Origin of the sequence: Stenotrophomonas sp. FR024 (genome assembly GCF_047500745.2) — a bacterium.
Taxonomy (GTDB): Bacteria; Pseudomonadota; Gammaproteobacteria; order Xanthomonadales; family Xanthomonadaceae; genus Stenotrophomonas; species Stenotrophomonas maltophilia_A.
On record NZ_JAXAXM020000010.1, the window covers coordinates 65187 to 90194 of the forward strand.

General features: G+C 66.4%; 21 protein-coding genes and 1 riboswitch. Of the genes, 8 read left to right on the forward strand and 13 right to left on the reverse strand.

Going from position 1 to position 25008, the window contains the following annotated elements; all coding sequences use genetic code 11:
- The first annotated feature begins 481 nt into the window (after nt 1-481).
- Nucleotides 482-2446 (forward strand): M2 family metallopeptidase, encoded by a 1965-nt coding sequence (locus tag ACMZ91_RS12605; protein WP_414578649.1) that lies wholly within the window; start codon nt 482-484, stop codon nt 2444-2446.
- Between the two features lie 290 nt (nt 2447-2736).
- Here the strand turns inward: ACMZ91_RS12605 and ACMZ91_RS12610 are convergent, their stop codons facing one another.
- From ACMZ91_RS12610 to ACMZ91_RS12620, 3 genes are all read right to left on the reverse strand, one after another.
- On the reverse strand, nt 2737-3129 hold the full coding sequence (locus ACMZ91_RS12610; RefSeq protein WP_008265644.1) for a hypothetical protein: 393 nt from the start codon (nt 3127-3129) through the stop codon (nt 2737-2739).
- Between the two features lie 83 nt (nt 3130-3212).
- The gene (locus ACMZ91_RS12615; protein WP_317218251.1) at nt 3213-4109 is read right to left on the reverse strand and encodes a siderophore-interacting protein; all 897 of its coding nucleotides are present in this window, start codon (nt 4107-4109) and stop codon (nt 3213-3215) included.
- A gap of 141 nt (nt 4110-4250) precedes the next feature.
- Nucleotides 4251-5477 (reverse strand): multidrug effflux MFS transporter, encoded by a 1227-nt coding sequence (locus ACMZ91_RS12620; protein WP_049421272.1) that lies wholly within the window; start codon nt 5475-5477, stop codon nt 4251-4253.
- A gap of 299 nt (nt 5478-5776) precedes the next feature.
- A riboswitch (glycine riboswitch) is annotated at nt 5777-5879 on the forward strand.
- Nucleotides 5880-5941: 62 nt separating this feature from the next.
- On the opposite strand from ACMZ91_RS12620, the gene gcvP reads away from it, so the two are divergent.
- Nucleotides 5942-8809, forward strand: a complete 2868-nt coding sequence (gene gcvP, locus ACMZ91_RS12625; RefSeq protein WP_414577496.1) for an aminomethyl-transferring glycine dehydrogenase — start codon at nt 5942-5944, stop codon at nt 8807-8809.
- Between the two features lie 93 nt (nt 8810-8902).
- Here gcvP and ACMZ91_RS12630 read toward each other — a convergent pair whose 3' ends face one another.
- The 3 genes from ACMZ91_RS12630 to ACMZ91_RS12640 all read right to left on the reverse strand — a co-directional run bounded on the left by ACMZ91_RS12630 (nt 8903) and on the right by ACMZ91_RS12640 (nt 11588).
- Nucleotides 8903-9313, reverse strand: a complete 411-nt coding sequence (locus ACMZ91_RS12630) for a VOC family protein (protein ID WP_005410627.1) — start codon at nt 9311-9313, stop codon at nt 8903-8905.
- A gap of 103 nt (nt 9314-9416) precedes the next feature.
- On the reverse strand, nt 9417-10784 hold the full coding sequence (locus ACMZ91_RS12635; RefSeq protein ID WP_134951366.1) for an amino acid permease: 1368 nt from the start codon (nt 10782-10784) through the stop codon (nt 9417-9419).
- 81 nt (nt 10785-10865) lie between these two features.
- On the reverse strand, nt 10866-11588 hold the full coding sequence (locus ACMZ91_RS12640; RefSeq protein WP_032127825.1) for an AraC family transcriptional regulator: 723 nt from the start codon (nt 11586-11588) through the stop codon (nt 10866-10868).
- A 116-nt stretch (nt 11589-11704) separates the two neighbouring features.
- On the opposite strand from ACMZ91_RS12640, the gene ACMZ91_RS12645 reads away from it, so the two are divergent.
- Together ACMZ91_RS12645 and ACMZ91_RS12650 are read left to right on the forward strand one after the other, a co-directional pair.
- Nucleotides 11705-13795: a catalase gene (locus ACMZ91_RS12645; protein ID WP_134951365.1), complete on the forward strand. Its 2091-nt coding sequence runs from the start codon at nt 11705-11707 to the stop codon at nt 13793-13795.
- Between the two features lie 22 nt (nt 13796-13817).
- Nucleotides 13818-14291 (forward strand): hypothetical protein, encoded by a 474-nt coding sequence (locus ACMZ91_RS12650; protein ID WP_049463124.1) that lies wholly within the window; start codon nt 13818-13820, stop codon nt 14289-14291.
- A 9-nt stretch (nt 14292-14300) separates the two neighbouring features.
- Here the strand turns inward: ACMZ91_RS12650 and ACMZ91_RS12655 are convergent, their stop codons facing one another.
- The gene (locus ACMZ91_RS12655; RefSeq protein ID WP_049463123.1) at nt 14301-15041 is read right to left on the reverse strand and encodes an alpha/beta fold hydrolase; all 741 of its coding nucleotides are present in this window, start codon (nt 15039-15041) and stop codon (nt 14301-14303) included.
- 140 nt (nt 15042-15181) lie between these two features.
- On the opposite strand from ACMZ91_RS12655, the gene ACMZ91_RS12660 reads away from it, so the two are divergent.
- Together ACMZ91_RS12660 and ACMZ91_RS12665 are read left to right on the forward strand one after the other, a co-directional pair.
- Nucleotides 15182-15730: a hypothetical protein gene (locus ACMZ91_RS12660; RefSeq protein WP_049463122.1), complete on the forward strand. Its 549-nt coding sequence runs from the start codon at nt 15182-15184 to the stop codon at nt 15728-15730.
- Nucleotides 15731-15744: 14 nt separating this feature from the next.
- On the forward strand, nt 15745-16035 hold the full coding sequence (locus ACMZ91_RS12665; protein ID WP_414577493.1) for a hypothetical protein: 291 nt from the start codon (nt 15745-15747) through the stop codon (nt 16033-16035).
- Nucleotides 16036-16125: 90 nt separating this feature from the next.
- On the opposite strand, the gene ACMZ91_RS12670 is transcribed toward ACMZ91_RS12665, so the two are convergent.
- Complete coding sequence (locus ACMZ91_RS12670) at nt 16126-18252, reverse strand: methyl-accepting chemotaxis protein (RefSeq protein WP_414577491.1); 2127 nt, start codon at nt 18250-18252, stop codon at nt 16126-16128.
- 235 nt (nt 18253-18487) lie between these two features.
- On the opposite strand from ACMZ91_RS12670, the gene ACMZ91_RS12675 reads away from it, so the two are divergent.
- Entirely contained in the window at nt 18488-19450 is a 963-nt protein-coding gene (locus tag ACMZ91_RS12675) for a L,D-transpeptidase family protein (protein WP_414577489.1), read from the forward strand.
- A gap of 4 nt (nt 19451-19454) precedes the next feature.
- Complete coding sequence (locus tag ACMZ91_RS12680; RefSeq protein WP_414577487.1) at nt 19455-20129, forward strand: M23 family metallopeptidase; 675 nt, start codon at nt 19455-19457, stop codon at nt 20127-20129.
- On the opposite strand, the gene ACMZ91_RS12685 is transcribed toward ACMZ91_RS12680, so the two are convergent.
- The 5 genes from ACMZ91_RS12685 to hflK all read right to left on the reverse strand — a co-directional run bounded on the left by ACMZ91_RS12685 (nt 20065) and on the right by hflK (nt 24894).
- A complete protein-coding gene (locus ACMZ91_RS12685; protein WP_414577485.1) occupies nt 20065-20733 on the reverse strand; it encodes a hypothetical protein in 669 nt (222 codons plus the stop codon). The two genes, ACMZ91_RS12680 and ACMZ91_RS12685, sit on opposite strands and share 65 nt — an antisense overlap.
- A gap of 117 nt (nt 20734-20850) precedes the next feature.
- The gene (locus tag ACMZ91_RS12690) at nt 20851-22143 is read right to left on the reverse strand and encodes an adenylosuccinate synthase (protein ID WP_014038120.1); all 1293 of its coding nucleotides are present in this window, start codon (nt 22141-22143) and stop codon (nt 20851-20853) included.
- A gap of 504 nt (nt 22144-22647) precedes the next feature.
- On the reverse strand, nt 22648-22833 hold the full coding sequence (locus tag ACMZ91_RS12695) for a DUF2065 domain-containing protein (RefSeq protein WP_005410640.1): 186 nt from the start codon (nt 22831-22833) through the stop codon (nt 22648-22650).
- Between the two features lie 67 nt (nt 22834-22900).
- The gene (gene hflC / locus ACMZ91_RS12700) at nt 22901-23764 is read right to left on the reverse strand and encodes a protease modulator HflC (protein ID WP_010482785.1); all 864 of its coding nucleotides are present in this window, start codon (nt 23762-23764) and stop codon (nt 22901-22903) included.
- Nucleotides 23761-24894 carry an FtsH protease activity modulator HflK gene (gene hflK / locus ACMZ91_RS12705; protein WP_049401370.1) on the reverse strand — a complete coding sequence of 378 codons (1134 nt, stop codon included), beginning with the start codon at nt 24892-24894 and terminating at the stop codon, nt 23761-23763. Before hflK ends, hflC begins: the two co-directional genes overlap by 4 nt.
- Nucleotides 24895-25008: the final 114 nt, after the last annotated feature.

Sequence of the window (25008 nt, forward strand, 5' to 3'; positions counted from 1 at the left end):
GGGTCCGGTTGCGGGGGACGCCGTATATACATTCCTGTAGGCTCGGTCGCGCCATCCATGGCGCTCACGCCCCCGCAACCGGACCCACCCCGCCTTCGACAGTTTTCCGCGATCTGATGGAACGGCCTTGGGGTCAGATCCGTTTTCCGGAGGAAACCGGATCTGACCCCAGATTCATTTCGATACCTGACAGATGTGTCGACCAAGGTCGACACCCACCAACAGCCGCAGCGATCTGTCAGAGGTGGGGTGTCAGCCGCATGGATGCGGCTGCCAAGCCTACAGGGACGTACTTGCGGCGTCCCCGCACTCCGACACCGCCCCGCCAAACCACGGAATACCCGCTTCTGACGTTGACGTTGCTTGAAGGCTTCGGCAGGTGCAGGGCGCAGCCCTGCCGAACCCAACCGACTTCCGCCACTTGCGGTGGCAGCGACGGCCCACTAGCCTTCGGCCGTCGTTCACCACCCAAGGACCGCCCGTGAAACACCGTCATCTCCTGCTGGCCTCGGCAATCGCCGCCGCCACGCTGGCCCTGGCCGCCTGCAAGAAGGAAGCTGCCCCAGGCACCGATACCGCCAGCAGCAGCACCCCGGCCGGCGAAACCGCCGACCAGTTCGTGGCCCGCATCAATGCCGAGTTCAAGGCCGCCTACCCGGAGATGACCTCGGCGCAGTGGCTGTCCTCCACCTACATCAACAGTGATTCGGAACGCATCGCGGCCAAGGCCAACGAGCGCTCGCTGACCCAGCTCAACAGCTGGATCGAACAGGCCTCCACGTTCGACGGCAAGCCGATGAGCGAGGACAGCAAGCGCGCGATCCACCTGCTGAAGCTGATGTCCTCGATGCCGGCACCGCGTGACCCGGCCAAGCTGGCCGAGCTGACCCAGATCGCCACCCGCATGGAAGGCAGCTACGGTGCCGGCAAGTACTGCACCGATGCCAACGATCCCAACTCCTGCCGCCAGCTGGGCGAGCTGGAGCAGGTGCTCGCGCGCAGCCGCGACTACGACAAGCAGCTCGATGCCTGGCAGGGCTGGCACAGCACCACCAAGAGCATGCGCGGCGACTACCAGAAGTTCGTCGGCCTGGTGAACGAAGGCGCCAAGGGCATGGGCTTCACCGATGCCGGCCAGATGTGGCGCAGCGGCTATGACATGCCGCCGGAACAGATCGGCCCGGAAACCGATCGCCTGTGGGAACAGGTCAAGCCGATGTACGAGCAGCTGCACTGCTACGCACGCGGCAAGCTGGACAAGACCTACGGCAAGGACAAGGCCGAAGTAGGCAACGGCCTGATCGCCGCGCACCTGCTGGGCAACATGTGGCAGCAGGACTGGTCGAATCTGTGGGACCAGCTGGAGCCGTATCCGGGTGCCGGCAGCCTGGACATCACTGCAGCGCTTGAAAAGCAGTACCAGACCAACCTGAGCGCGGCGCTGGCCAAGGCCGGCAAGGATGCCAACGTAGCGGCGCAGTACAAGGCGCAGCGCGAGGCCGAACTGCGTACCGCCAAGCAGATGACCGAGCGCGCGCAGGACTTCTACGTGTCGTTGGGCATGCCGTCGCTGCCGCAGTCGTACTGGGAGAAGACCCAGTTCATCAAGCCCGACGATCGCGACGTGGTCTGCCACGCCAGCGCCTGGGACATGAACATGGAAGGCGACGTGCGCACCAAGATGTGCATCAAGCCGAACGAAGAGAACTTCACCACCATCTACCACGAGCTGGGCCACATTTATTACGATCTGGCCTACAACCCGCTGCCGCCGCTGTTCCAGGGCGGTGCCAACGATGGCTTCCATGAAGCGATCGGCGACACCATCGTGCTGGCGATGACGCCCAAGTACCTCAGCTCGATCGGCCTGGTCGATGCACCGACCGAGAGCCGCGAGGCAGTCATCAACAACCAGATGCGCATGGCGCTGTCGGGCGTATCGTTCCTGCCGTTCGGGCTGATGATCGACCGCTGGCGCTGGGGCGTGTTCGATGGTTCGATCACCGCCGACAACTACAACAAGGCGTGGTGGGACCTGAAGGCCAAGTACCAGGGCGTGGCTCCGGCCAGCACCCGTGGCGAGGAGCTCTTCGATCCGGGCGCGAAGTACCACGTGCCGGGCAACACCCCGTACACCCGCTACTTCCTGGCGCGCATCCTGCAGTTCCAGTTCTACAAGGGCCTGTGCGACGCGTCCGGCTACAAGGGCCCGCTGCATGAGTGCACCTTCTACGGCAACAAGGAAGCCGGCCAGAAGTACTGGGCGATGCTGAGCAAGGGTGCCAGCCAGCCGTGGCAGGCCACACTGAAGGAGCTGACCGGCACCGACAAGCTCGATGCCGGCCCGATGATCGAGTACTTCACCCCGGTCAACGAGTGGCTGAAGCAGCAGAACGAAGGCCAGATGTGCGGCTGGCAGGCCAACGCGGCCCCGGCGGCAAAATGAAGAAAGGGGCGGGTCCGCGAGGATCCGTCCCTTTCCGGTAGTGCCGGCTGCCGGCCGGCAACTACGCGATGAAGACCCAACGGGCAGCCGGCCGGCGGCCGGCTCTACCGAAACAGCAGTCAAAGGCCAGATGTGCGGCTGGCAGGCCAACGCGGCCCCGGCGGCGAAATGAAAAAGGGGCGGATCCGAAAGGATCCGCCCCTTTCCGGTAGTGCCGGCCGCTGGCCGGCAACTGCACGGTGGAAATCCGTCTGGCAGCCGGCCAGCGGCCGGCTCTACCGCAACAGCGGTCAGCTGTTCTTCTTCGCGGCCATCGCTGCGGCCAGCTCGGCCTTGAATTCCTCGAAGGTCTGGCCCTTCTCCTTCGCTTCGGCCTGCGCGGCATCGCGCAGCGCATCGGAGTACATCAGGCGCACCGGCGTGCCGTTGCGCTCGTGCAGTTCACCGGCCTGCATGATCAGTGCCAGCACCTGCGCAGCACTCTCGCTGTGGCCAGCGATGCGGCCGTCCATGCCCAGCACCCATTCGCCGTCACGGCGCACGACACCGGCCAGCAGGGTGCGCTGCGCATCGCGCAGCTCGGCATGCGGTTCCACCGGCGATGCCTGCGCGGCGGCCTTGTTGGCGGCCTGCTTTTCCTGGCGACGGCGCTGGTCGCGGCGGGTCTTGGAGCTGGTGGACATGGTGCGGTACCGCTGCGAAGGGGGGCGCAAGGATAGCGCACCCCGCCCGCAGCGCTGCTTCACGCGTGCTCGATCCAGTATGGTCAGTCCAGCACCTTACCGTGCCGCCAGTAGCCCATGAAGGTGATCGCGCGGCGGTCCAGCCCGCAATCGCGCACCAGGTGGCGGCGGATCGCCATCACCGCCCCCGCCTCGCCGGCCACCCAGGCATACAGCGGCCCGGCCACGCAGGTGTCGGCCTGCTCCCAGAGGATCTGCGTATCGACGTCGATCTCCTCCAGCGCATCGCCAGCAGCCACGCTCGAGGTCGCTGACAGCCGTTCCTGGACCGCCTGCAGCAGCGGCTGGCCATAGGCGGCCTGCCCACGCGGCAACCACACCAGCTCGGCGGTGCCCGGCGCTTTCAACGGCACCGCATCGCCGGCCTGGGCCACTTCCAGCAACGCCAGCGTGCGCGGCGGATCAGGCATGGCCGCCAGCTCTTCGAGGATGCCCGCCACCGCAGGCAACGCCGTTTCATCGGCCACCAGCAGTACCTGGCCGACACCGGCCGGTGGCTTCCACTCCCAGCCTTCGCTGCTCTCGGCACAGTCGGCATCGGGGGCCAGCAACACCACGCGATCGCCCGGCCGTGCATGCATGGCCCAGCGCGAAGCGGGTCCGGTCACCCCGTGGATGACGAAATCGACATCGACCTCGCCCTGCTCGGCACGCAGCTGGCGGATGGTGTAGGTGCGCATCGGCGGGCGCTGATCGTCCGGCAGCGCCCGGTAGCGCGGGTACCAGTCCTCGCCGCTGGGGACCTGCGGCAGGTCCTGGCCGGGCAAGGGGAAGAACACCTTGATCCGCTGGTCCGGGCCTTCGGTCTTCATCCGCGCCACGTCGGCACCAGTGAACACCATGCGGTCCAGGGAAGGGGAGAGAACGCGGCGCTCCTTCAGCGCCACCTCGAACAGGCGGTAGGTCTGCTGCGCAGCCATGGGGGAACCTCATGCAACGACATCGGATTGGCTGGCTGTCGTGCACCCGTGCACCGGCTGGCTGGAGTGCCCAGCCTAGTCCGGTGGTTTCCCGTCGCAAGCGCTGCCGGCGTCGCGGCCTGCCCTACCCCTGCACGCTGCTCAGTGACCCGTGCAGACTGCCTGCGCCGCACGTTCACGCTGGTGTTCCCAGTACCAGAACACGAAACCAGCACCGAAGAACGCAGCCTGGCCCAACGCCAGGTGCAGCGGGCTGGCGCTCAGCAGCGGCGATACCACGCCGGCCACCACGGTGCTGATCATCAGCTGCACGAAGGCCTGCAGCGACGAGGCCAGGCCGCGCTGGTGCGGGTACATGTCCAGCACCGCCAGCGCCAGGATCGGGAAGATCAGCGCCATGCCCATGCCGCCCAGGAAGATCGGCAGCACCGCCCACGGCAGCACGAACTGCGGGGCCAGCGCCACGTAGCCGACGTTCAACAGCACCGACAGCGCGCACAGGCCGAAACCGATGGCGACCTGGCGGGTGGGCGTGGTGTGCCCGGCCATGCGCCCTGACAGGAACGAACCGGTGGTCATGCCGCCGATGGTGGGGATGAACAGCCAGGCGAAGCCGCCCTCGCCCAGATGCAGGTGCTGCATCACGAACACCGGCGCCGAGGAGATGTACAGGAAGATGCCACCGAAGCCGATGCTGCCGGCCAGCGCCAGGCGCAGGAAGCGCGGGTTGAAGCCGATGCGCAGGTAATCACGCATCAACGTGCGCGGCGACAACGGCACGCGCGCTTCAACCGGATGGGTCTCCGGCAGGTAGCGTGCAGTGGCCGCCAGCAGGACCAGCCCGAACACCACCAGGAACCAGAAGATCAGCGGCCAGCCGGCGCCACTGAGCAGGATCCAGCCGCCGATGATCGGTGCGATGGCCGGGGCGATGCCGAACAGCATCGACACCTGGCTCATCAGGCGCTGCGCGTCGTGGCCATGGTAGAGATCGCGGATCACCGCGCGGCCAACGATCATGCCGACACCCGCCGACAGGCCCTGCAGCGCGCGGAACGCCAGCAGCGTGGTCAGGTCGGTGGACAGCGCGCAGCCGACCGAGGCGCCGACGAACACCACCAGGCCACCGAGGATCACCCACTTGCGGCCCCAGGCATCGGACAGCGGGCCGTGCGCCAGGCTCATCAGGCCGTAGAACAGCAGGTACACGCTGATGGTCTGCTGCACCGCCACTTCGTCCACCGCCAGGCGCTGGGCCAGCTGCGGGAACGCCGGGAAGATGGTGTCGATCGAGAACGGACCGAACATGGCCAGACCGGCGAGCAGCAGGGCCATGCGGCGGGTGGAGGGAGCAACAGCGGCGGTCATGGGGAAGGCGTCCGGCAGGGCCATGCGCGGCACGCACGGCGGGCGCCGGTCCCCTTCTGCAGGGACGGCGCCAGATGAATTCGGGTATCCGCCCATCATAGGTGGGGATTGCGCCCGATGCCATGCAGCGGTGCACAAAACGCACGACTGGGCCATCGGCCATTCAGGCGCGGCGGCCATGCCTGGAGGCGGCCGGCGGGCCCGCAACGGGCTATAATCAGCGGGCAACACGGTGGGAGAAGCGGAACACCGCTGCCGAAGGCGCAACGCCCGTAATCGCTCAGGCCCGATACCACCCGTAACAGAACTCTGGAGAGACCGGTTCGATCCGGCGCCGAAGGGGCACGAAGCTGCGGTCCGCCGCGCTTTTAAACTCTCAGGCAAAAGGACAGAGGGGCGCCCCGCAGACCGCCGACCGGCGGCTTGTGCCCGTGCGTGTGCCCTTTCCTGACGGATCCTTCGCCATGTCCCAGAACACCCCTTCCCTGCGTGAGCTCGAGCACCACAATGCGTTCGTCGAGCGCCACATCGGCCCCAACGACGCCGAGATCGCGCAGATGCTCGATGTCGTCGGCCACGCGTCGCTGGATGGCATGACCGATGCCATCGTACCGGCCAAGATCAAGTCGCCGGCGCCGCTGGCGCTGCCGGAGTCGATGACCGAAGTGCAGGCACTGGCGAAGATCCGTGCGATCGCCGACAAGAACACCGTGCTGCGCAGCTTCATCGGCCAGGGTTACTACGGTACCCACACGCCGAACGTGATCCTGCGCAACATCCTGGAAAACCCGGCGTGGTACACCGCCTACACCCCGTACCAGGCGGAAATCTCGCAGGGCCGCATGGAAGCGCTGATCAACTTCCAGACCCTGTGCGCCGACCTCACCGGCATGGAAATCGCCAACGCCTCGCTGCTGGACGAAGCCACAGCCGCCGCCGAAGCGATGACCCTGGCCAAGCGTTCGGCCAAGTCGAAGTCGGACACCTTCTTCGTGCACGACGCCGTGCACCCGCAGACGCTGGAACTGCTGCGCACCCGCGCCGAGCCCATGGGCATCGTGCTGCGCGTGGGCACTCCGGCCGAAGCGCTGGAAGCGGAAGCCTTCGGCCTGCTGCTGCAGTATCCGGATACCTTCGGCCAGGTCGGCGACTACAAGGCACTGGTCGATGCCGTGCACGCGCGCGGCGGCCTGGTGGCCGTGGCCACCGACCTGCTGGCCCTGACCCTGCTGGCCGCTCCGGGCGAATGGGGCGCGGACATCGTGGTCGGCAACAGCCAGCGTTTCGGCGTGCCGTTCGGCTTCGGTGGCCCGCACGCCGCCTTCATGGCCTGCCGTGACGCCTACAAGCGCTCGATGCCGGGCCGCCTGATCGGCGTCTCGATCGACGCGCAGGGCAACCCGGCCTACCGCCTGACCCTGCAGACCCGCGAGCAGCACATCCGCCGCGAGAAGGCCACCTCCAACATCTGCACCGCACAGGTGCTGCTGGCGGTGATGGCCTCGATGTACGCCGTTTACCACGGCCCGGACGGCCTGACCCGCATCGCCCGCCGCACCCATCGCCTGGCCTCGATCCTGGCCGCCGCGCTGCGCAACGCCGGCGTGCAGGTCGGTGGTGACTTCTTCGACACCCTGCATGTCACCGGCGTGCATGCCGATGAGATCCACGCCAAGGCACGCGCCGCCGGTTACAACCTGCGCGCGATCGACAGCGACTCGGTCGGCATCAGCCTGGACGAGACCGCTACCCGCGCCGACGTGGTCGCGCTGGCCGCCGTGTTCGGTGCCTCGCTGGACGTCGACGCGCTGGATGCCAGCACCGCCGACGCGCTGCCGGCCGGCCTGCTGCGCCAGTCCGCGTTCCTGACCCACCCGGTGTTCAATACCCACCACAGCGAGCACGAGCTGCTGCGCTACCTGCGTTCGCTGGCCGACAAGGACCTGGCGATGGACCGCACGATGATCCCGCTGGGTTCGTGCACCATGAAGCTCAACGCCACCGCCGAGATGATCCCGGTGACCTGGCCGGAGTTCTCGCAGATCCACCCGCTGGTGCCGGCCGACCAGGCGCTGGGCTACAAGGAACTGATCGACACGCTGGAAGCGATGCTGGTCGAATGCACCGGCTACGACGCGGTCAGCCTGCAGCCGAACTCCGGCGCACAGGGCGAGTACGCCGGCCTGCTGGCGATCCGCGCCTACCACCGCTCGCGCGGCGAAGGCCACCGCGACATCTGCCTGATCCCCGATTCGGCGCACGGCACCAACCCGGCCTCGGCGCAGATGTGCGGCATGAAGGTGGTGGTCACCAAGACCGATGCCAACGGCAATGTCGATGTGGAAGACATCCGCCTCAACGCCGAGAAGTACAGCGACCGACTGGCCGCGATCATGATGACCTACCCGTCCACGCACGGCGTGTTCGAGGAAGAGGTGGTCGAGATCTGCGAGATCATCCACAAGCACGGCGGCCAGGTGTACACCGACGGCGCCAACATGAACGCCCTGGTCGGCGTGGCCAAGCCTGGCAAGTGGGGTTCGGACGTTTCGCACCTGAACCTGCACAAGACCTTCTGCATCCCGCACGGCGGTGGTGGTCCGGGCGTGGGCCCGTGCGCGGTCAAGGAGCACCTGGCCCCGTTCCTGCCGGGCAAGCTGGGTGACAACGGCCCGGTCGGCATGGTCAGCGCGGCCAGCTTCGGCAGTGCTTCGATCCTGCCGATCAGCTGGATGTACATCGCGATGATGGGCCGCGAAGGCCTGCGCAAGGCCACCCAGGTCGCGCAGCTCAACGCCAACTACATCGCCAAGCGCCTGGCCCCGCACTTCAAGACCCTGTACACCGGCCGCAACGGCCTGGTGGCACACGAGTGCATCCTCGACGTACGCCCGCTGGAGAAGACCAGCGGCATCGGCGCCGAGGACGTCGCCAAGCGCCTGATCGACTTCGGCTTCCACGCCCCGACCCTGAGCTTCCCGGTGGCCGGCACGCTGATGGTCGAACCGACCGAGAGCGAATCGCTGCACGAGCTGGACCGCTTCATCGACGCGATGATCCAGATCCGCGAGGAGATCACCGCGATCGAAGACGGCCGCCTGGACCGCGAGGACAACCCGCTGAAGAACGCGCCGCACACCGCCACCGCGGTGACCGCCAGCGAGTGGACCCACGCCTACCCGCGCGAACTGGCTGCCTTCCCGCTGGCCAGCCTGAAGCAGAGCAAGTACTGGCCGCCGGTGGCGCGCGTCGACAACGTGTACGGCGACAAGAACGTGATGTGCGCCTGCATCCCGGTCGATGCCTACAAGGATGATGAAGTCGAGGCTTGATTCCTCGCGGCATCGGTAAAGAGAACGGCCCGCGCAAGCGGGCCGTTTTCATGAGGGCGGGTAGACCAGGGTCCACATCCACGGTAATCCCGATCACGGGTCCGGCATCTGCCCCAGGCTCAACTGCCACGACACGCCGAAGCGATCCTGCACCCAGCCGTAGCGGTTGCTGAAGTCATAGTCGCCCACCGGCATCAGCCAGTGGCCGCCCTCGCCCAGCACGCGCGCGGCGCGCTCGAACTGCTCGGCGCCGGAGCACTCGACGAACAGCGAGATCGACGGGCTGAAGGTGAAATCGTGCACGTCCAGGCTGTCAAAGCACAGGTAGTGGGTGCCACCGAGCAGGAAGATGGCCTGTCGGACCTGCCCGGGCACGCCGGCACCGGCGCCGTCCGGATGGCGCTGCATTGCCAGTAGGCGGAAATCGGCGAAGGCCTCGGCGTACAGGGCCAGGGCGGCCTCGGCCTGGCCGGTAAACATCAGGAAGGGGCGACTGCGCAGCATGCGGTACTCCCGGTCGACGGGCCGATGACGGCCCACACGATCAGCATGGCACGGCAGATGTGCAGCCCCCGTGGTAGTGCCGGCCGCTGGCCGGCAGCTTCAGTCACGCCTCGCGCATGCGCCGGGCGATGGCGCTGCTGGCGGCGATCGTGGCAGTCAGTGCCACCATCGACAGGAACTGCAGGCGGGTGTGCGACTCGCTCAGCAGCAGGCCGAAGATCAGTGCCAGGATCGCCAGCGCACAGACGGTCAGCCACGGGAATCCGGCCATGCGGAACGGCAGGCGGGTGCCGAGGCGGTCGGCCCGGCGGCGCAGCACCAGCTGCGACACCAGCGACAGCGTCCACACCAGCAGGCAGGTGGAACCGACGATGTTCAGCAGCACCGGCAGTACCCGGTCCGGGAACAGCAGTTCCATCACCGTGGCGGCAAAGCCGAACAGCACGCTGGCCAGCACGGCGATCACCGGCACCTGGCGCGGGTCGGTCCAGCCGAGCACCGCCGGTGCCTCGCGGCGCTGCGCCAGCGAATACATCATGCGCGAGGCGCCGTAGAGGTTGGCATTGAGTGCCGACAGCAGTGCGATCACGGCGATCAGGGTGATGGCCGTACCCGCGCCCGGGATGCGGGCGATATCCAGCACCGCAGCGAACGGCGACTTCAGCGCCTCGCTGGTCCACGGCACCACGGCGATGATCACGCTCAGCGAGCCGATGTAGAACACCAGGATGCGCCAGGCCACGGTGCGGATGGCACGGGCAATGCTGCGCTCGGGATCTTCGGTTTCGGCCGCAGCGACGGCTACGATCTCGGTCCCGCCAAAGGCAAAAACGACAACCAGCAGTGCCGCGCCAATACCGGCCAGCCCCTTCGGCGCGAAGCCGCCATGCTCGGTGAAGTTGCTCAGGCCCGGCGAGGTCACCTGCGGCAGCCAGCCCATCAGCAGCGCCACGCCGATGGCGATGAAGGCCAGGATCGCCACCACCTTGAGGATGGCGAACCAGAATTCGAACTCGCCGAAGTTCTTCACTCCCAGCAGGTTGATCGCGGTGAAGAACAGCATGAAGGCCAGCGCCGCCATTGGTACCGGTATCGCCGGCCAGACCGTGGCAAGAAGCCCGGCCGCGCCTACCGCCTCGGCGGCGATCACGATCACCAGCTGCACCCACCACAGCCAGCCCACGGTGGCGCCGGCGGTGGCTCCCATGGCATCAGCGGCATAGACCGAGAACGCGCCACTGGTCGGCTTGGCCGCCGCCATCTCGCCCAGTGCGTTCATCACGATGATCACCAGCGCACCAGCGACCAGATACGACACCAGAACCGCCGGGCCGGCCGCCTGTACACCCACGCCCGAGCCGAGGAAGAGGCCGGCGCCGATGGCGCTGCCCAGGCCCATCATGATCAGCTGGCGGGGCTTGAGCGAGTGCCCGAGGCGGGACGGCGAAGCGGTCGGAATCGAGTTGGGCATCGGCAGGGCTGGCGGCGGCTACAGGGGCGACACCTTACCCTGTCCCGTGCCCACGGGGATAGGCACAGCGCAGCAGGCGGCTCAGGCCAGCGCCGGCTCGCCGACGTTGCCACCAATACGGGCCCGGTAGGCGCGCGGCGAGAAACCGGTTTCAGCCTTGAACTTGCGGGTAAAGGCGCTCTGGTCGCTGAAACCGCAGGCCTGGCCGATGCAGGCGATGCTGTCGTCACCGTGCAGCAGGTGCATGGCCATCTGGATCCGCAGTCGGGTCAGCACCTGCTGCGGGGTCATCTGGAACACCTTGCGGAAGCTGCGCTCCAGCTTCGACAGCGAGAAGCCGGTGATGTCCAGCAGGGTCTGCATGCGCACGTTCTCGGCGTAGTGCGCATTGAGGTGGGCCAGGGCCAGCCGCAGCTGCTCGTATTGGGTGCCCAGGCTGTCCTTCTGGCCGAGGTCGCGGGATATGCCGATCAGGCCCTCGATGGCCCCATCGACCACCAGCGGGCGCTTGCAGGTCAGGCACCAGCCCGGTTCGCGGTTGGCGAACAGGTGCAGCTCCATCAGGTTCTCGATCACCTCACCGGACAGCACGCGGGCGTCCTGGTCGACGTAGTCCGCGCTGAGGCCGGTCGGGTAGATTTCAGCCGCGGTACGCCCGATCACGTCCTTGCGCGCGCGCAGGCCCAGCCGCCGCAGCATGGTCTGGTTGACGTGGGTGTAACGCCCCTGAAGGTCCTTGATGAAGAACAGCACATCCGGGATGGCGTCGAACAGGGCTTCGATGTCGGCGGGCTCGACTCGCATGGGGCAAGCATACCCGAGCCTGCTTTTGCCTGTACGTTCACCTTTGCCGGACCTCGGTTTAACGGGCTCGGTTCCAGTGTCGTGGTTCTCTTTCAGATCATCCGGAGCCAACGTCAATGGCCGCCAGCAAGCCGACCGGCAAGCGCGCAACCACCCACGCTGAAAACCAACACCGGGGCAACGGTGATGAACTGCACCAGCAGGCCGGGGGCAGCCATCCGGTGATGACCACCGATCAGGGCATCCCGGTGGCGGACAACCAGAACTCCCTGCGGCAGGGAACCCGGGGGCCCACGCTGCTGGAGGACTTCATCCTGCGCGAGAAGATCACCCACTTCGATCACGAACGCATTCCCGAGCGCATCGTGCACGCACGTGGCAGCGCAGCACATGGCTACTTCGAATTGACCCGATCGCTGAAAGCGCATACCCGCGCGCGCGTCCTGACCGAAGTAGGCGTGAAGACACCCGTGTTCACCCGCTTCTCGACGGTAGCCGGTGGCGCAGGCTCGGTGGACACCCCGCGCGACGTGCGCGGCTTCGCGGTCAAGTTCTATACCAAGGAGGGCAACTGGGACCTGGTCGGCAACAACATCCCGGTGTTCTTCATCCAGGACGCCATGAAATTCCCGGACCTGGTGCACGCGGTGAAGATGGAACCGGACCGTGCCTTCCCGCAGGCGGCCACGGCCCACGACACCTTCTGGGATTTCATCTCGCTCATGCCCGAGTCGATGCACATGATCATGTGGGCAATGAGCGACCGTGCCATTCCGCGTTCGCTCCGCATGATCGAAGGCTTCGGCGTGCACAGCTTCCGCCTGCTGAACGAGGCAGGTGAGTCGACCTTCGTCAAGTTCCACTGGCGGCCGAAGCTGGGCATCCAGTCAACGGTCTGGGACGAAGCGCTGAAGCTGCAGTCGGCCGACAATGACTTCCATCGCCGTGACCTGTTCGAGGCCATCCAGCGCGGTGACTTCCCGGAATGGGAGCTGGCAGTGCAGCTGTTTACGGAAGAAGAGGCCGACGCATTCCCGTTCGATCATCTGGACCCGACCAAGATCATTCCCGAATCACTGGTGCCGTTGCAGGTCATCGGCCGCATGGTGCTGGACCGCTGGCCGGACAACTTCTTCGCCGAGACCGAGCAGGTGGCGTTCTGCCCGGCCAACGTGCCGCCCGGCATTGACTTCAGCAACGATCCGCTGCTGCAGGGGCGCCTGTTCTCCTATCTGGACACCCAGCTGCTGCGCCTGGGCGGCCCCAACTTCCACCAGATCCCGGTGAATGCTCCGAAGTGCCCGTTTTCCAATCATCAGCGCGACGGGCACATGCAGATGCAGGTGCCCAAGGGCCGGGTGGCCTACGATCCCAGCTCGCTGCAGGACGACACACCACGCGAGACCCCGAGCGGCTTCCGTAGCCACGCCACTGCGGACGACGGTCGCAAGGGGCGGACCCGCGCGGAGAGCTTCGCCGACCACTACAGCCAGGCGCGCATGTTCTTCCGCAGCCTTGAAAAGCCGGAACAGGCCCATCTGGCATCGGCGCTGGTGTTCGAGTTGTCCAAGGTGGAAACGTTGAAGGTGCGGGTGCGTACCGTCAGCCACCTGCGCAATATCGACGACTCACTGGCACAGCGAGTGGCCGACGGGTTGGCGTTGCCTGCACTGCCCGACCCGGCGCCGACCGCTACTCCAGTGCGGGACATGCCCCCCGCCCCCGAAGTGCGGGTGATTGGTCGCAACAAACCCACCCTGCAAGGGCGCTGCATCGGCATCCTGTTCGACGAAGGCTCCGACGCGCGCTTGATTGCCAGCCTGAGCAAAGCGGCCCGGAAGGCAGGTGCAAACGTGAAGCTGGTCGCACCAAAAGTGGGAGGCGCCACGCTCAGTGACGGCAGCGTACAGGCCGCCGATGGGCAACTGGCCGGCACGCCATCGGCCGTGTTCGATGCGGTGGCCGTGGTGCTGAGCGTAGAGGCATCAAAGGCGTTGTCGAAAGAGAGCGCTGCCCTTGAGTTCGTCAGCCAGGCGTGGGCGCACCTGAAGGCCATCGCCAGCGACGCGGGCGGCCAGGCGCTGCTGAAGGCGGCAAGGGTCGGCAACGACGCCGGCATCGTCGAAGCGGAAGACGCCAAGGCATTCCTGGCAGCGACCGCCACCCGCCAGTGGGCGCGCGAACCCAAGCTGCGCCTGCTGGCCTGACTACAACAACAGGAGAACTGTCATGCCCCGTGGTGACAAATCCGCATATTCCGATAAACAGAAGCGTCAGGCCGAGCACATCGAGGAAAGCGAGCGCGAGCGCGGTGCCAGCGAAGGCACGGCCGAGCGTATTGCCTGGGCTACCGTGAACAAGCAGGATGGCGGCGGCAAGCGTAGCGGCAGCGCACGCAAGGGTACGAAGAAGGCGACCCGCAAGACGGCTGCGAAGAAGGCGCCTGCCAGGAAGTCCGCTACAAAGAAGGCCACACCCAAGACGGCAGCGAAGAAGGCACCTGCGAAGAAGGCGGCGGCAAAGAAGGCACCGGCTCGCAAGACAGCCACAAAGAAGGCGACAAAGAAGACGGTGGCCAAGAAGTCCAGCACTCCCGCCTCGCGTAGCGCTGCGGCGAAGAAGGCAGCGAAAACCCGTGCGGCAAAGAAGACCGTGCGCAAGGTGGCGGCGAAGAAGGCAGCACGTACCCGCGCGCGGGGCTGAGTCCTTCGATCAGGGCGACAGCGTCCTCATCCACGCGGCAACTTCGGCTGCGGCTGCGTCAGCGCGTGCCTGCAGCAGCAGATGCGGTCCTTCCAGCGAAACATGCCGGGCATCCGGCAAAAGGGCCTGCAGTTCTGCCACACTGGGTGGCCACAGCAGGCGGTCATGGCACGCGTGCAGGCACAGCGTCGGCACGTCGATTGCCGGCAGCAATGCGCGTACGTCGACGCGCAGGGTCGCTGCGGCGCGTTGCCGCAATGTGGCCGCCGGAATCCGGGCCAGCACATCGCGCAGCATCGACAGGTGCTCGCGGGTGCGCCACCGCCCCAGCAGCAGGCGCGCAAGCAACGCCACGGGAGGCAGAGGCCAGGCCGGCGTCAGCAGGGCTGCGCTGGCTGCCGGCAATGGCACCGGCCGACGCGCAAAGGTCGCGGCAAGCACCAGTCCGCGCAGCCCGGCGGGCTGTCGCGTGGCCAGTTCAACCGCCAACGGGCCCGAGAAGGACTCGGCAAGCAGGATGAAGGGATGGCCGGGCAGCTGCGACCACAGCCGTTGGGCCAGCGTGGCGTGATCCTGCCCTCCCTGCGCAGGCAGCGTAATCGCCTGCGTCGTCAGCCCATGAGCCTGGAGTGTTGACAGAAACGGGAACGACAGCCTGCCGGAGCCATCCAGGCCGGGCAGCATCAGCACGTGCTGCGGCGTGGGTGATGCTGAATCACCGCCCGGCTTTTCCTCGCTCCCGATTCCCATGTCACCTCCTTTGCTGGCAAGCATCGCCCACATCGGCAGGCAACGGTAGCTCTGCTCCGGCTCTCCTGCTGCTTTGCCGGTCAAGGTTGAGCGATACTCCCCGCTCTGCCGCGGGACGCGGCTGCCAAGGAGAGCCTCTGATGCGATGGACCTACGCGCTGGCCATGATGGTCATGATGGTCATGATGCTGCCACTGAACAGTTCCGCCAACGATGGCTGGATAAACGGGGCAGGCAAGGCGATGCCGGAGACCGATGCCATGAAATCCAGCGGTGGCTTTGCGGCATCGCTGCTGGTCACCTCCGATGCCGACTGGCGGGCCAAGTGGGAAACCCCACCGGAGACCACTCCCGGTTTTACCCAGGCCGACGAAGTCCACCCGGGCGGTGAATTGTTCCTGCTGACATTCCTGTCCAACCCACAACTGGATGAGAACCGCGTACCCAAGGTGCACTGCGATCTGCGCATGCTGCGCCCGGACGGCAGTACCAGCATCGACGAACGCGATGTTCCCTGTTTCACCGCTGCCCTGCCCGGCCCGCCAACCCTGTTGTACATGACCAACCTGCACCTGAAGTTCGTGGCCGAGGCCAGTGATCCGAAAGGCACGTGGACTGCGCAGGTGGTGGTCAGGGATCTGCTGCGGAATGTGAGCCTGCCTCTGCAGGCTCACTTCGACGTCCGTTGAACGGAGGCATGCGGATGAAGATGCGGCGATTACTGAGCTGGACCGGTCTTGCGCTTTGCGTGGTCTACCTGCTGTTGACCGCATGGCTGGTTCACGGCGCGCAGTCGGATGCGGACCCGAAGGGGGCCTATATCCTGATGTCGCTCCCCATCACCCTGCAGTCTGCTGCATTCGATGCCATCGGCGCAGGCAGCCTGCTGTACGGCAAACCCTGGTCGACCGCGTATGCAGTACTGGTTCCGCCAACACTGCTGTTGCTGTACGCAGCTGGCTGGTTGATCGAACGCGCCGCGGGCGGCCGCTAGCCAGCGGCACCGACCGGTTGCGTGCATGCGGTGCCCTGCATGCGGGGCATCGCGATGCAGGGCGTCATCCAACATCCAGTCGCAGGTTGCTTACGCCGCCTGCGCAGGCACGATGGGCATGCGCGCGCCCTGCTCCACCTTGAACACCGCCACCGACGTGGTCAGCGCATGCGCCTGTTCTTCCAGCGCGCGGCTGGCGGCAGTGGCTTCTTCCACCAGCGCAGCGTTCTGCTGGGTCACCTGGTCCATCTGCACCACCACCTGGTTGACCTGCTCGATACCGGCGGCCTGTTCCTTGCTGGCCGCTGCGATGTCGCTCATCAGCTGGGTGGTGCGCGAACTTGCCTGGGCTACGCGCGCGATCGCGGCTTCCGATTCGACCGTCACTGCCAGGCCGCTCTTCACCTTCGCAGCGGCATCTTCGATCAGTTCCTTGATCTCCTTGGCGGCGACACCGGCACGCTGCGCGAGCGTGCGCACTTCGCTGGCAACCACGGCAAATCCACGCCCCTGCTCACCTGCACGCGCCGCTTCCACCGCAGCATTCAGCGCCAGGATATTGGTCTGGAACGCAATGCCGTCGATCACCGTGGAGATTTCCGAGATGCGTGCCGAGGACTGGTCGATCTCACCCATGACCGAGGCCATCTGTGCCATCGCCTGCTCGGTCTCGCGCACGGCGGCACCGGCCGCATGCGCTTCACTGTCGGCCTGACGCGCCAGCTCGGCGTTCTGGCGCACGGTGGAGGTCAGTTCCTCCATCGATGCGGCCGCTTCTTCCAGATTGGCTGCCTGCTGCTCGGTGCGGCGCGACAGATCATTGTTGCCGGCGGCCAGTTCCTGCGCCGCGTTGTTGATGCTGTCGGCAGCCACCTGGATGCCACGCACGATGCCGGTCAGCTGTGCGGTGGTGGTGTTGGCATCGTCGCGCATGCGTGCGAACACGCCGTCGTACTCGCCGTCCATGCGTGCGGTCAGGTCGCCGTGCGAGATCGCGCGCAGCACGTCGGAGACATCGGCGATGCTGGCCTGCGAACTGGCCATCATGCCGTTGAGATGTTCGACCATCGCCTTGAACTGGTACTGGAACGCAGCGGCATCACCACGCATGCTGAAATCACCAGCGCGTGCGGCGCGGGCCAGTTCATCGATCTGCGCGTTGATCGCCATCAGGCTCTGCTTCACCGCGGCCAACGTACGGGTCAGCGTGCCCTTCTCGCCCGGGTAGTCGGGCAGGTCGCGGCTGAGGTCGCCGATGGCGTAGCGCTGCATCACTTCGGCCATCAGCAGCTCCACCTGCACGTGCGATTCGACCAGGCTGTTGGTGGCCTGCACCATGCGACCGAAGTCACCGGGGAATGCACTGGCGTCCATGCGATAGCGGATCGCACCGGCCTCGTGCTGTTCGGCCATCTGCAGCTGCGCGCCGATCGCCGCCTGCACGCTCTGGCGCACGCTGGCCATGGCTTCACCCAGCTGAGTCAGTTCATCGCGGCCACCAAGGCGGAACTCCTGGTCCAATTGTCCCTTGGACAGGCGCTCGGCCAGGTTCACCGCGCGGGCCAGCGGACCGGTCAGGCTGCGGCCGATCATCACCGAGGCACCAATGCCCACCAGCAGCGCGACGCCGCCCAGCACCAGCAGCTGCAGCAGGCTGCGCTCACCCAGGCGGATCGCCTCGGCGGCGGCATCACGGCTTTCCTTCTCTTCGAAGTCCACGCCATCGGACAGCGCCTTGTTCCAGCCGTTTGCCGCTTCCTGCACGGGGCCCAGGGTCAGCGCTACGGCGCCCGGGTAGTCGCCCTGCTCCATCAGTTCGCTGGTCTGCTTGTTGAGCGGGCGCGCAATGGCACGCTTGGCGGCGATGGTTTCAGCGATGGCCTTGCCGTCGGCGTCGCTGGGCAGCGCCTGGTAGGCGGTCCAGCTGGCCTCGTAGCGCTTGACCAGATCGGCGATACGCTGCTCGTCGTGGCCGCGGTCATCGCCCTGGCGGATCAGCATCTCGCGGCGCACCACCATCATCTGGTTGTTGGCATCAAGCATCTGCGACAACAGGCGCACCTTGGCTACGCTGACGTCGACCACCTGCTGCATCGCGCGCTTCTGCACGACACTGGCGGTGGCGCCGGTGGCCACCACGGCGGCAACCAGCAGCAGCAACAGGCCAAAGCCCAGCCCAAGACGCCAGGCAACCCTGACGTTCCTCAAGTAGTTCATGGGGGTATCCAAAACGGGGGGATGCGCCCTTTTCGGCGGCCCGGCAGGCAATCTTGATCGCCGTCCGTCGACGGCGTCGGCCACCGTTCACCTTGGTGAGCCCCCTGCGCAGCAGCACCTGCGCGCTGGACACGGCTGCAATACCCATGGCTGCTCATGCGGGCATCAGATCCCTTTCACGGTGGCTCGGCGGCCGCTGCGGGCAAGGTGGTGGCGTGACCTGCTGGAGATCCCAATGCCCTTGCCCGTGTCCCGATCCACCCTGCTCGCTCTCTCGCTGCTTGCGTCGCCAGCCTTCGCGCAGGCGCCGCCGCCCGAACTACCCGCCCCCATTGCCGAGAAAGCCGGGCCGGATGTGGCCCAGCGCTCCGCCCTGCACGCCCAGGTGCTGCTGGATCGCGCGAATTTCTCCCCTGGCCAGATCGATGGCGAAGTGGGCAGCAACCAGCGACGCGCGGTGTCGGGTTTTCAGGCGGCGCATGGGCTGACCGTAACCGGTGAACTGGATGACGCTACCTGGAAAGCTCTGCAGGCCGATACGATCGAGCCGCTGGTCAGCTACACGCTGACTGCTGAAGATGTCGCCGGCCCGTTCCAGCCCATACCGAAAGGGCCCGCCGCCCAGGCCAAGCTCACATCGCTGGGCTACGGCAGTGTGGAAGAAGCCCTCGGCGAGCGCTTCCATGCCTCCCCTGGGCTGATGAAAGTGCTCAATCCTGGCGTGGACCTGACCAAGGCTGGCAGCCGCGTCCAGGTACCCAACATCGCACTGGCCGCATTGCCGAAGGCGGCGAAGATCGTGGTCGACAAATCCGACTCCACGCTGCAGCTGCTGGATGCGCAGGGCAAGGTGATCGCACAGGTCCCGGTGTCGTCGGGCAGCCAGCACGACCCGTTACCGATCGGCGAATGGAAGATCCTGGGCGTTTACCGCGACCCGCCGTTCCACTACAACCCGAAACTGTTCTGGGATGCCCGCAAGGGCGAAAAGAAGGCCACCCTGCCACCGGGTCCGAACAATCCGGTCGGGCGGGTCTGGATCGATCTGTCCAAGCCGCATTACGGCCTGCATGGCACGCCCGAACCCGGCCATGTGGGCAAGACCGAATCGCATGGCTGCGTGCGCATGACCAACTGGGATGCGCTGCGCGTGGCCGATGCCGTGGATACCTCGGTACCCGTGGTGATGCAGGAGTGAGCCGATGCGCCTTTCGCAACTGATCGTGCTGGGCGTTCTGCTGGGGCTGGGTGCAGGCTGGTGGCTGCACCGCGATGCGGGTGATCCGGTACCCGCCCCGCTGCCGCAAGCGCAATCGGCACTGGCAGCGGCGCCGGCGAAGGAATCTGTAGCGACACCCGCAACAGCCCCACCCGCCAACACCGCGCCGTCGGCCGCGCAGACTGCGGATGCACCATCCGGTCTGCTGCTGCCGGTGCAGGGTATCCAGGCGTCCCAGCTGCGCGATACCTTCACCGATGCCCGCAGCGAAGGACGCGTACACGATGCGATCGACATCATGGCCGATACCGGTACGCCGGTGCTGGCGGTGGCCGATGGAACGGTGGAAAAACTGTTCGACAGCGAGCGCGGCGGCTTGACGATTTACCAGTTCGAGCCCAGTGGGCGCTGGTGCTACTACTACGCGCATCTGCAGCGCTACGCCGATGGCCTGGCGGAGAAGCAGGTGATCAAGCGCGGAGAGGTGATCGGTTACGTGGGCAGCACCGGTAACGCCAGCGCCGAGGCTCCGCACCTGCACTTCGAAGTGCACGTGTTGGGCCCGGAGAAGCAGTGGTGGAAGGGCGAATCGATCAACCCGTATCCGCTACTGAAATCGGCTGCTTCGATGCCCGACGCTGCCAACGCCGCAAGGTGATGGTGAATACCGCCAAGGCAGCCCCCGGAATCAGCAGGAACAGCGCGGCCACCTTCCAGAAAAAGAACGGCCACAACCACACATAGTCCAGGTCGGTCAGCTTCAGCACGTCCATCGGCGGCAGCAGTTCCACCGAGGCCGTGCGACCGGCCAGCGCCGGGTCGACCTCCAGCACAGTCAGCCGCAGCCAGGAACGGCCGCGCGGCAGCGCATCCCCTCGGCCATAACCGAAGTACGAGGCGGCAAATCCAGCAGGTTCAACCGATTCCAGCGCGCGGGTGATGCCGGAACCCGGCACGCCCGAACGCGTTTCGGCGCGGAAGTCGGTCTGATCTGTCGGGGTTTCCACGCGCAGGCGCACCTCAGGATCGATCGCCGTGGAAGTACCGTCATCCGCGTAACGCAGGCGCAGCCGCAATTGGTCATCGATGAAGCGGTAGACCGTGACCTCGGCCGTCGCACCCGGGCTCAGCACCAGAGGCAGCACCTGCGTGCGTGAGGCCATGTGGTTGGCGATCGCGCCCAGCACCAGCACCGCGCAGGCAAGCACCCACAGGCTCCACAGCACCCACAGGGTGATCCGCACCACCGTTACGCCCTTCACGCTGACATCCGGGTCATCACGTCATTTCCCTGCTGGCCGTGCCGACACAGTAACGAAAAAGCCCCGCTTTCGCGGGGCTCTTCCTGTCACCTACGCCGGGCAGCGCCCGGCGCTACCTCAGGCGAACGGATCCTGCAGGACCATGGTGTGGTCGCGGTCCGGGCCGGTGGAGACGATGCTGATCGGGCAACCGGCCAGCTCTTCCAGCGAACGCAGGTAGGCACGTGCGGCCGGCGGCAGGTCGTCCCAGTTGGTGATGCCGTGGGTGTTCTCGCTCCAGCCCGGGAACTCCAGGTACACCGGGGTGCAGTCTTCCCAGCCCTGCGCGTCCAGCGGCGCGTACTCGGTGCGCTTGCCGTTGTATTCGTAGGCGATGCAGACCTTGAGCTTTTCCATGCCATCCAGCACGTCCAGCTTGGTGATGCACAGGCCGCTGATGCCGTTGATGGCCACGGCGCGCTTCAGCGCGACGATGTCCATCCAGCCGCAGCGACGCGGACGGCCGGTCGAGGCACCGTACTCGGCGCCGCGGTCACGGATGCCCTGGCCGACTTCGTCGTCCAGTTCGGTCGGGAACGGGCCGCCGCCGACGCGGGTGGCGTAGGCCTTGGCGATGCCCAGCACGTAGTCGATCGAATCGGCGCCGACGCCGGAACCGGCCAGTGCACCACCGACGGTGGTGTTGGAGCTGGTGACGTACGGGTAGGTGCCGTGGTCGATGTCCAGCAGCGCACCCTGCGCGCCTTCGAACAGCACGCGCTTACCCTGCTTGCGCAGGTCGTGCAGGATGCCGGCCACGTCGGACTTCATCGGCTGCACGTATTCGCCGAAGGCCAGCGCTTCGTCGAAGGTCTTCTGGAAATCGACCGCATCGGTGTTCAGATACTTGGTCAGCACGAAGTTGTGGTAATCCAGCGCGGTGCGCAGCAGTTCTTCCAGCTGCTTCGGGTAGTGCAGGTCGGCGATGCGGATGCCGCGACGCGCCACCTTGTCTTCGTAGGCCGGGCCGATGCCACGGCCGGTGGTGCCGATCGCCTTGCCGCCGGCAGCGCGCTCGCGCGCCTGGTCCAGGGCGATGTGGTACGGCATGATCAGCGGCGCGGCCGGGGAGATCTTCAGGCGCGAACGCACTTCCACGCCGGAGGCTTCCAGCTCGGCGATTTCCTTCTGCAGCGCGGCCGGCGAGATCACCACGCCGTTGCCGATCAGGCACAGCGCATCGTCACGCAGGATGCCCGACGGGATCAGGTGCAGGACGGTCTTCTTACCGTTGATGACCAGGGTGTGGCCGGCATTGTGGCCGCCCTGGAAGCGCACGACGGCGCCGATTTCCTCAGTGAGCAGATCGACGATCTTGCCCTTGCCTTCATCGCCCCACTGGGCACCCAACACTACGACAGACTGACCCATGACGGGCTCCTCATATGTTGCGGCCATCGGGGCCGCGGACGGTTGAACCGTGGCGGGGCTGGCCAGCACCTGGAGGGCGGCTCCAAACGGGGAGCAGCCGGCGATGGAAGGCCCAGACACGGAAAAAGCCGAACGGGGAGGCCCGTCCGGCTTTTGTGCATTATCCGGGTTTCCGGGGTCGGGTGCCACCTTTCCGACGGACGGCTTCACCGGCCGGTCAGCCGCCCCGCCCGGTCGTGTCGGCCGTTGGCCGGCAATGCCAACCAAGGTTGGCATCTACCAGAGCCGGGCCACGCATGCACCGGCCGGTCAGGCGCTTCCCGGTCGTGCCGGCCGCTGGCCGGCAATGCCAACCAAGGTTGGCATCTACCAGAGCCGGGTCACGCATGTACCGGCCGGTCAGGTGCCTCCCGGTAGTGCCGGCCGCTGGCCGGCAATGCCAACCAAGGTTGGCAGCTACCAGAGCCGGGCCACGCATGTACCGGCCGGTCAGGCACTACCCTTTCAATGCCGCGCCCACCACAGCAGGCTCAGGCCGGCCAGCAGCACCAGCCCGCCGAAGCTGCGCAGGGCCGGGCTGGGCAGGTCCAGCAGGCGCTCGGCCATGCGCTTCCAGGCGAACGGGGCGACGAACAGGAACAGGCCTTCCAGCACCGCCACCAGGCAGACGGCGGCGAACAGATCTTTCATGGGGGACTCCGGAAAAAGCACGGGGCCCGGCATCTGGCCGGGCCCCGTGGGGTACTGCCCTGCGACCTCAGCGGTCGTTCTTCAGGTACTGCAGGAACGGGTCGTTCTTGTCGAGCACGATCACGCCGTTGCCGTCGGTCATGGAGCCACGGTAGGCCTCCAGGCTGCGGTAGAACGCATAGAACGACGGGTCGGCCGAGCCGGCCTTGCCATAGATGCGCGCCGCATCGGCGTCGCCTTCACCGCGCAGGCGCTGTGCATCACGCTCTGCCTCAGCGATCAGCACGGTGCTGTCACGGTCGGCCTGGGCGCGGATGGTCAACGACTGCTCCTCGCCCTCCGCACGCAGCTTGGCCGCTTCCTGCTTGCGCTGGGCGCGCATGCGCTCGTACACGTCATTGATCACCTGGCTGTCGGTGGGCAGGTCCACCTGCTTGATGCGCAGGTCGATCATCTGCATGCCGAGGCCGGCCACCGCTTCGTTGATCCCCTTCAGCTGCTCGGCGATCAGCTCGCTGCGGTCGCCGGAGACCAGCTGCTGCAGGGTGCGCGAGTTGATCTGGTTGCGCAGCGAGTCGGTGATGATCGGTGCCAGGCGGGCATTGGCGATGCGCGGATCGCCACCGGTGGCACGGAAGTAGTCACCCACGTTGGAGATGTAGCCGATGGCGAAGAAGTCGACGCTGACGTCCTTCTGCTCGGCGGTGAAGTAACGCGCCGGGGCGGTGTCGAGCACCTGGAAGCGGCGGTCGAAGACCTTCACCGTTTCCACCACCGGCACCTTGAAGTGCAGGCCCGGCTTGATGTCCGAACGCACCACCTTGCCCAGGTTCAGCACCATGGCGGTCTGGTCCTCACGGACCACGTACACCGAGCCAAGCAGGCCCAGCACCACCGCCACGATCACGGCGATCCAGATAGGACTCTTCATCGGCTGCCCTCCTCACGGCCGCTCGGTCGCCCGGTCGGGCGGCCCACCGGCCGGCCCGGATCACGGGAAGCTTCCGCCGCTGCACCCGGCAGCGACGGCATCACCACCTCCGGATTGGTCACTCCCGGCGGGGCCGAGGTGGTGGGACGGGTATCGCCGGTCATCGGCACGTAGATCAGCTGGCGGCCATCGCCACCGATCACCTTGCGGTTCTCGCTCAGCACCTGCTGCACGGTCTCCAGCCACAGGCGCTTGCGGGTCACTTCCGGGGCGTCCTTGTACTGGGCCTGCAACAGGCTGAAGCGCTGCGCGTCACCCTCGGCCTTGGAGACCACGGCCTGCTTGTAGCCTTCGGCGGTGGTACGGGCGCGCGAGGCCTGGCCTCGGGCTTCCGGCACGACCTTGGCGGCATAAGCCTGGGCTTCGTTGATCAGGCGTTCCTTGACCTGCTGCGCACCGTTGACCTCGTCGAAGGCCGGCTTCACTTCTTCCGGCGGACGGGCGTCCTGCAGGGTCAGGCCGGTCACGGTCAGGCCGGTCTTGAACGCCTTCAGCAGCGCCTGCAGGCGCTCCTCGGCGGCCACGGCCAGCGGGCCACGGTTGTTCAGTACCGCGTTGAGGTCGGCACGGCCGACTTCCTCGCGCACCGCGCTCTGCGCCGACTGCTCCAGCACCTGGTTGGCATCGACCGTGCCGAACAGGTACTGCTGCGGGTCGTCGATGCGGTACTGGACGTTCAGCGAGACGTTGACAATGTTCTCGTCACGGGTCAGTACCGGCACCTGGATCGAGAAGGTCTTGATCTCGGTGGCATTGACCTTGGTGACCGATTCGATCGGCCACGGCAGCTTGAAGTTCGGGCCGGGCTGCAGGATGCGCGAGAACTGGCCGAAGCGCAGCACCACGCCACGCTGCTGTTCGCCGATCAGCTGGAAGCTGGAGAACAGCACCAGCAACACCACGGCTGCAACCACCCAACGCATGATGCCACCGTCGAACAGGTCCTTCAGCGGCCCGGGCAGTCCGCCCCAGCCACCACCATTGCCACCGCCGCGCGACCCGAAGGGCCCGCGTCGATTGTCCTCGGGGCCTTGTCCGCCCTTGTTGCCGCCGGGTGTATTCCAGGCCATGCACGCTCCATCAAGATTTGGGCTGCGGCGCGGGCCCTTCCCGCACCACCAGCCGTGAAACCATCACCGATCATACAAGATGGGGCGGATCGGCAGGATCGAAAGGGGGGCAAC

Coding starts and splice junctions, on each gene's coding strand:
- ACMZ91_RS12615 (WP_317218251.1), bottom strand. CDS start 4,109: ATGGCTGCGCAGCAGACCTACCGCCTGTTCGAGGTGGCGCTGAAGGAG.
- ACMZ91_RS12695 (WP_005410640.1), bottom strand. CDS start 22,833: ATGAAAGATCTGTTCGCCGCCGTCTGCCTGGTGGCGGTGCTGGAAGGC.
- ACMZ91_RS12655 (WP_049463123.1), bottom strand. CDS start 15,041: ATGGGAATCGGGAGCGAGGAAAAGCCGGGCGGTGATTCAGCATCACCC.
- ACMZ91_RS12645 (WP_134951365.1), top strand. CDS start 11,705: ATGGCCGCCAGCAAGCCGACCGGCAAGCGCGCAACCACCCACGCTGAA.
- ACMZ91_RS12670 (WP_414577491.1), bottom strand. CDS start 18,252: ATGAACTACTTGAGGAACGTCAGGGTTGCCTGGCGTCTTGGGCTGGGC.
- ACMZ91_RS12630 (WP_005410627.1), bottom strand. CDS start 9,313: ATGCTGCGCAGTCGCCCCTTCCTGATGTTTACCGGCCAGGCCGAGGCC.
- ACMZ91_RS12680 (WP_414577487.1), top strand. CDS start 19,455: ATGCGCCTTTCGCAACTGATCGTGCTGGGCGTTCTGCTGGGGCTGGGT.
- ACMZ91_RS12665 (WP_414577493.1), top strand. CDS start 15,745: ATGAAGATGCGGCGATTACTGAGCTGGACCGGTCTTGCGCTTTGCGTG.
- ACMZ91_RS12640 (WP_032127825.1), bottom strand. CDS start 11,588: ATGCGAGTCGAGCCCGCCGACATCGAAGCCCTGTTCGACGCCATCCCG.
- ACMZ91_RS12675 (WP_414577489.1), top strand. CDS start 18,488: ATGCCCTTGCCCGTGTCCCGATCCACCCTGCTCGCTCTCTCGCTGCTT.
- ACMZ91_RS12610 (WP_008265644.1), bottom strand. CDS start 3,129: ATGTCCACCAGCTCCAAGACCCGCCGCGACCAGCGCCGTCGCCAGGAA.
- ACMZ91_RS12620 (WP_049421272.1), bottom strand. CDS start 5,477: ATGACCGCCGCTGTTGCTCCCTCCACCCGCCGCATGGCCCTGCTGCTC.
- ACMZ91_RS12635 (WP_134951366.1), bottom strand. CDS start 10,784: ATGCCCAACTCGATTCCGACCGCTTCGCCGTCCCGCCTCGGGCACTCG.
- ACMZ91_RS12660 (WP_049463122.1), top strand. CDS start 15,182: ATGCGATGGACCTACGCGCTGGCCATGATGGTCATGATGGTCATGATG.
- hflK (WP_049401370.1), bottom strand. CDS start 24,894: ATGGCCTGGAATACACCCGGCGGCAACAAGGGCGGACAAGGCCCCGAG.
- gcvP (WP_414577496.1), top strand. CDS start 5,942: ATGTCCCAGAACACCCCTTCCCTGCGTGAGCTCGAGCACCACAATGCG.
- hflC (WP_010482785.1), bottom strand. CDS start 23,764: ATGAAGAGTCCTATCTGGATCGCCGTGATCGTGGCGGTGGTGCTGGGC.
- ACMZ91_RS12690 (WP_014038120.1), bottom strand. CDS start 22,143: ATGGGTCAGTCTGTCGTAGTGTTGGGTGCCCAGTGGGGCGATGAAGGC.
- ACMZ91_RS12650 (WP_049463124.1), top strand. CDS start 13,818: ATGCCCCGTGGTGACAAATCCGCATATTCCGATAAACAGAAGCGTCAG.